Origin of the sequence: Paraburkholderia sp. UYCP14C, from assembly GCF_004197395.1 — a bacterium.
Classification (GTDB): Bacteria; Pseudomonadota; Gammaproteobacteria; order Burkholderiales; family Burkholderiaceae; genus Paraburkholderia.
The window spans coordinates 1-4,457 of the sequence record NZ_SELS01000160.1 but is presented as its reverse complement, the minus strand read 5'-3'; the positions used below and the strand labels follow the sequence as shown (position 1 = coordinate 4,457).

Here is a 4,457-nt window from a genome sequence, read left to right as displayed (position 1 = left end):
TGCGAGGCCTGGCAACCCCGCTCAGGCGCGTTGCCTGCGCAAACTGATCGGCGCATCCGGATTTCAGCTGGAAATTGCACGCGAAACACTCCTGATCATCGCTTCGGTCCTCATGACGAGGCGCTTTTCAACAGCCTGCTAGAACATCTTCACTTCGGCAGACCCGGCACGGTTTTCGGGTGAGGGTCTGGCGTCTGTATTGGACTCTGCGCTCTGCTCCGCGCGAGGGCGCGAGATGTGATGGCGAGCGGGGCGCGCCGGTTTGGCTGCGTCGGCAGGTTTCTGCGCCGGCTGCAACGCGGGTGCCGTCAGAGCAGCGACGGCTGGCGCTTCTGCCGTTGTGGTCACCGCCTGCGCTGGCAGCGTAGCGCTCTGCACGGGCGCGCCTGGTCTCCCGACCGCTACGGGCTGGGCAAGTGCGGCCGGTGAAGGAGTCGCCGGGTGCTGTGCGGCCGAAGTTGCCTCTCTGCTCGACCCCACACGATGGATCGGCGAGACGGCTGCGAGCTGTGCTTCGCTCGTCAGCGCGGGCGCGGTGCCTGCCGTGGCGGCCTGCGCGCTGTGCGCCGGTGCTTTCAGCGAATCGCGGAACTGGTCGGCTGTCAGGCCAAGTGAGCGTGCTGAAGCAAAATCGCTCGCGCTCAATGCGGGCGCCGCAGTAACAGGGTGAGGGGGTGTCGCATTGATCTCGCGGTAAGCCGGGGCTTCCTGATTCGCCGGAGCCGCGTTCAGTGCATCGCCTTTTCGGCTGGCGACCTCGGTTGTCGTCGGACCTGACTTTGCCGTGCCGTGGCTCGCCTCCAGGTTTTTGTAGAGCGACGCTGCGCCCATGCCAGCCATCGCGACTATAGCCGCAATGGCCAGGGCGATCGTGGCCTGCCGTGCGCGCGGTGCGATCCCCGCAAGACGTTGGTGTAGTGCGCGGGACGACTCGGGTGCTGATACGTCGCCAGGGCCGGGCAAGGCGGCAATCTGGCGGGGAAGGTCGATGACCATCGAGTCCGGGGCGAACTGAGCGTGCAGTCGCTGGATTTCACGAATGTCCATGAAGATGCCTCTTCTCGTTGTCTGGGTTACAGCCTGCCCGAGGCTGCTTAAAGTCAAGGAACCTGGTCCGGCAGAGCGGAGTTAGCGGGGTTCAGTGGGTGTCGTCGGAGACGGGAAGCAGGACGCCTTCAGGGGCATACCGGTCATTGTCCGGAATACACAACTGGGGAATCTGCTTGAGGCGCGCGGCTGCGGCGTCAAGCGCTGCCTTGCGTTCGTGCGCCATGACTGAGCGGCCGGCGAGGGCTTCCATCGTCTTGAGGAAAAGCCGGTCATAGATCGTGAGCAGGCGAACGAGGCGTCCCGACAAGGGGTGCTTGATTTCGAGTGTGACGCGCTCGGGCTCAAGGCCGGTGCGCCGACCGTGCAGCCGGTTAGCCCAGGCGAGTGCCTTGCGGAAGAAGGTTTCCGCCGTGTGGAACTCCGCTTCCAGTGCGAGGAGCTTGCCGCCGCGCGCAACCGTCATTTTTGCCGCGCAGAAGTTGTAGTCGGAGCGGACAAAGGTGCGCGCAAAATCGGAGTAGTACAGCAACTCGGTTTTCGCCAGCGTCTCAGGATGGATGCGTGCGAGGCGGTCATCGCTGGTGAGGCGCTTGATGGGGCGAAGGACGCTGGAGACCGGTGCAGTCGCAGCGGAAGGGGGAAGCAGCCGTTCTGGGTCAGCCGCCTCGGGCTTTTCCGTATCGAAGCCAGACATAACGTGTTCTCGGAGTATGTGTTCTCTCTCACATAAATTCTCACTGAACACCGATCAGTCAAGCGGGCAAAAGCTGTATCAATTTCGTGAGCTTTCAGACGCCTACACCTGTCATTTGCCCGGATACTTCAATCCATTCCCCGCGTCTCTGACGCATCGACCTCGACTCCAAGCCCGGAGTCCATCTTCTTTCTCCAAGTCGTGCCTTTGGGCATGCTCCGACCGGATAGCTACCGGTGTGGATATCTTCTTGTGCTGAATCTGCCCGCTACAGATTCCCCTATTTCAGCCGTGATACTCGTGCCTTGGCCTGCATTCATTTGCGCCGGTACATCGTTCGAGCCCAGGTTTTCGGGTGTTCTCTCTCCAGAGCCTGATCTGGGTAGAACGATCGAAGTTGGCTGATCCGTGATTCCTGCGGCGGAATGTATTTTCCGAAAATGGGCTGTTGCGCGGCGTGACCATGCTGCGCGAGGACGACTTTACGTCCTCTGACAGAGCGCTCCGGTTTTCCGGTGCCGCTCCCTGCACGTCACGTCCCCGGAAGGGACGTGGCGCGTAGGTCACATCTATCCCCGATTCACGAAGCTCGCTCCCTGACCGGAGCGGGCTTTTTTTTCGTCCGTCCATTCCGGATGGGCCTTTCTCAACTGGAGGTGTTTATGTTGTTGCCCGACCGCCTCAACGAGCGTATTGCCGAGGCTATCAAGCATCAGTTCGATAACGAGCGTGCCGCTTCGGATACGTCATCCGATGCCTGGCGCAGGCGCTGTGAAATTGCGCAGGTTGCGATGTACAGCGACGCCCAGCGCTCTGTCTTCATGCACCATGTCAGCGAACGACGCGGTAGCGCTGCAGCCCGGGAGATCGAATCCCAGGCCAGCACGCTACGCACGAACGCCATCTTTTTTCTCGCAAGGAAACCATCATGAATGCAGTCGTCCAGATGTTCGAGAACGCGCCTCGCAGTCTGGTCGAAGAGCGCGCCATCCGCCCACCTATCATCGGAAAGATCCGGCCCGGCATCAAGGTGCTCACACGCAACGCGCAGGGCAATCCAGCTGCGGTCAAGCTGTACAACGAGATGGTGGCCGCCGGCGACTCGTATGAGACGATCGGAAAGGTGATCGAGACGAAGCTGAATCTGCGCAATGCGCTGATTCCGAGAAACGTTCCGCATTTCACCTGCAGACGGTCGGACTTCTCGAATCCTGACACCGCCGATGAAATCCTGAAGCTCTACGGCGAGAATCGTGGCGACGGCATCAAGCTGCATCGCTTCCCGGTGATGTTCGCCTTCGATGACTGGCTGCGCAACGTGCCCAACCAGATGGCCGCTTACACGACGACGGGACGGCAGTATTTCTCGGAATATGGCCGTGACGGCAAGCGCTACTGCAAGACGTATGCACCGGTCGAGCGCGATGAGCGTGCGAAGCGGGCGCGGCGGACTTTCGGTGGTCGCCTTGTCATCCAGCGTCAGGATGACGACATTCCCGACGGAATCTGCGATCCGCACGTGTGTCCGCAGTATCAGGAGCGCAAGTGCAACCTGAGCGCGAACTTCGTATTCGCAATTCCCGACGTGAAAGGCCTTGGGCTGATCGAACTTCCAACGAATTCGATTTATGTCCTGCAGAAAGCGTATTCCGCCATGCAGACTGTCTCGCTCGCGCGAGGCAGGCTGACCGGCACGCGCTTCTGGCTGTCAAAGAAGGAATTTGACATCACGCGGATCGACGACAACGGGCAAGCGGTGCGTCAGAAGCAGATGCTCACAGTGCTCGATGCGGATATCGATCTTGGGGCATTGCTGGATGCGGGCGATGAACCGCAGCCGGCGCTGGAAGCCCCGAGCCGGGCAGTTGCCCTGATCGAGGCGGGTGGCAACGTCGAAGTGCTGCCGCAGGCATTGACAGATGCAGGCTCAGCAACCATTGCGCAGCTGCAGGACGAACCTGTTGGCGGTAACGGTTCAGATGCCGACGGCGATGGCGAGCCCGAAGAGGGTGAGTCGCTCGAAGACAAGCGTCACCGCATGTCTGATCTGCTCAACCGGCTTGGACTTAACCAGCTGGATCGTCGGGAGGACTTTCGCAAGTTCGCGCACCTGAAATTCGGGCGTGGCTGGGCGGAGAGACCGCCAGACGTCGATCAGATGAACGCACGCCTCACGGCAGCGCTCGACGATCGCGCTGCGCTCGACGACGAGATCATGCAGGCAAAGACCTACGTCTAAACTCAGACCGGCCCCGTCGGGCTGGTCGCTCCTTTCTTCTCTTTTCGCGTACCGAGAACCCTTTAGCAAGCGGCACTTGCTCAAGCGTTTTCGACCGCGCATCCCTGCGCATCGAATCCTTCCGCCTGATGGCGGATCATTTCCCTGTCTTGATGGAGCATCAACGTTATGTCGAACGATCTGAGCGCCCTGACGGGTCTGCAGGAGACGCGTTGCGGTGGCTGTGGTGGTGACCTGTTCAAGATCTTCACCGCGGATCGAACGCAGCGGATCGTTGTCCAATGTCAGCAGTGCATGAGCACGTCGTTTATCGAACCCGTACCTGCGAAGCTGCAGATCAACTGGGGAGAGGGTGACGGCTGCATCACAGTCTTCTAGAGCGTGTTAGGAACTTTTGTTACTAAGCCGAAACAAAGTAACCGGACATACGTCACGCCGCGTAACGGACTGACGGATGATGAAACATGGATCGGA

5 protein-coding genes are annotated in these 4,457 nt (G+C 60.4%); 3 read left to right on the top strand and 2 right to left on the bottom strand.

Going from position 1 to position 4,457, the window contains the following annotated elements:
* Window positions 1–138: 138 nt before the first annotated feature.
* Together EVC45_RS43485 and EVC45_RS43480 are read right to left on the bottom strand one after the other, a co-directional pair.
* Entirely contained in the window at window positions 139–1,047 is a 909-nt protein-coding gene (locus EVC45_RS43485; protein ID WP_129964216.1) for a hypothetical protein, read from the bottom strand.
* A gap of 91 nt (window positions 1,048–1,138) precedes the next feature.
* The gene (locus tag EVC45_RS43480; RefSeq protein ID WP_129964215.1) at window positions 1,139–1,744 is read right to left on the bottom strand and encodes a DUF1845 domain-containing protein; all 606 of its coding nucleotides are present in this window, start codon (window positions 1,742–1,744) and stop codon (window positions 1,139–1,141) included.
* A gap of 665 nt (window positions 1,745–2,409) precedes the next feature.
* On the opposite strand from EVC45_RS43480, the gene EVC45_RS43475 reads away from it, so the two are divergent.
* From EVC45_RS43475 to EVC45_RS43465, 3 genes are all read left to right on the top strand, one after another.
* Window positions 2,410–2,676 (top strand): hypothetical protein, encoded by a 267-nt coding sequence (locus EVC45_RS43475; protein WP_129964217.1) that lies wholly within the window; start codon window positions 2,410–2,412, stop codon window positions 2,674–2,676.
* Window positions 2,673–3,983, top strand: a complete 1,311-nt coding sequence (locus EVC45_RS43470; RefSeq protein ID WP_129964214.1) for a hypothetical protein — start codon at window positions 2,673–2,675, stop codon at window positions 3,981–3,983. Before EVC45_RS43475 ends, EVC45_RS43470 begins: the two co-directional genes overlap by 4 nt.
* 168 nt (window positions 3,984–4,151) lie before the next feature.
* Window positions 4,152–4,361, top strand: a complete 210-nt coding sequence (locus tag EVC45_RS43465; RefSeq protein WP_129964213.1) for a hypothetical protein — start codon at window positions 4,152–4,154, stop codon at window positions 4,359–4,361.
* Window positions 4,362–4,457: the final 96 nt, after the last annotated feature.

Coding starts and splice junctions, on each gene's coding strand:
- EVC45_RS43485 (WP_129964216.1), bottom strand. CDS start 1,047: ATGGACATTCGTGAAATCCAGCGACTGCACGCTCAGTTCGCCCCGGAC.
- EVC45_RS43480 (WP_129964215.1), bottom strand. CDS start 1,744: ATGTCTGGCTTCGATACGGAAAAGCCCGAGGCGGCTGACCCAGAACGG.
- EVC45_RS43465 (WP_129964213.1), top strand. CDS start 4,152: ATGTCGAACGATCTGAGCGCCCTGACGGGTCTGCAGGAGACGCGTTGC.
- EVC45_RS43470 (WP_129964214.1), top strand. CDS start 2,673: ATGAATGCAGTCGTCCAGATGTTCGAGAACGCGCCTCGCAGTCTGGTC.